We start from the raw sequence: 765 nt of genomic DNA, 5'->3' as shown, positions 1-765 counted from the left end.
GAACCCGTGACGGCAGCGGATCTCGCATCCACACCGCTCGTGTCTCGGGAGTCGGGCTCGGGCACCCGCCGGACCCTCGAGCTCGCCCTGGGGATCGACCCTGCCCTGATGGCAGAACCCGCTGCGCAGTTGTCGTCGACGGGCGCCATCCGGGCGGCCATCGCCGGCGGTGTGGGTCCGGGAGTCATCAGCTCGTTGCTGGTCGAGGACGACCTCCGCGCCGGGCGCCTCGTCACCGTCCCGGCAGCCGTCGACCTGAGACGACCGTTTCGCGCTGTGTGGTCGGCCGGTCTGAGCGCCGGGGCGCAGGAGCTCCTGGCCGTGATCGCCGCGTTGCAGCACAGCCCCCACTCCTCGCGGAGATGATCAGAGGAGCGAAGCGTGCCGTAGGGCCGTGACGGCCCGCAGGTGCTTCTCGCCGGCGCGGGTGGCGTTCGCCGGCGACAGATGGGGTGCTGCGAGCACGGGCACGACCCTCGCACGCGGTTCCAGGGTGAAGTACCTCATCACGCCCGTCAGGGCCGGAGTTCCGAAGGTCACGATCGCCCGCAGCTGCGGCAGAGAATCGAGCAGCTGAGCGAGGGCGGGGCGGGCGTCGTCGAGATCGGTGACGGTCGGCGCCCGGCCCAGGGCCCACGGGACGATGTTCCATCGCAGGTAGACGTGCCTGCCCAGCCCCGACTCGATTCGTGCTCGCTTGAACGCAGACGCCGTCGGCCCCGGGTTGTCCTCACTGCTGATCGCGTCCTCGCCCTGCCTGATCGT

The 765-nt window shown here is 70.8% G+C and carries 2 protein-coding genes; one reads left to right on the top strand and one right to left on the bottom strand.

Annotated features, from left to right (window positions below):
- Positions 1-366, top strand: a 366-nt coding sequence (locus ACZ6JE_RS15095) for a LysR substrate-binding domain-containing protein (RefSeq protein ID WP_464319461.1), incomplete at its 5' end; no start/stop codon positions are given.
- Here the strand turns inward: ACZ6JE_RS15095 and ACZ6JE_RS15090 are convergent.
- Positions 367-765 (bottom strand): uracil-DNA glycosylase family protein (locus tag ACZ6JE_RS15090; protein ID WP_464319460.1); only part of this gene is annotated, 399 nt, incomplete at its 5' end. It abuts the gene before it with no gap.

This window comes from Frigoribacterium sp. AC759 (assembly GCF_979256015.1).
Note: the sequence above shows the minus strand (reverse complement) of the source record. Positions and strands in the feature narration are given on the sequence as shown.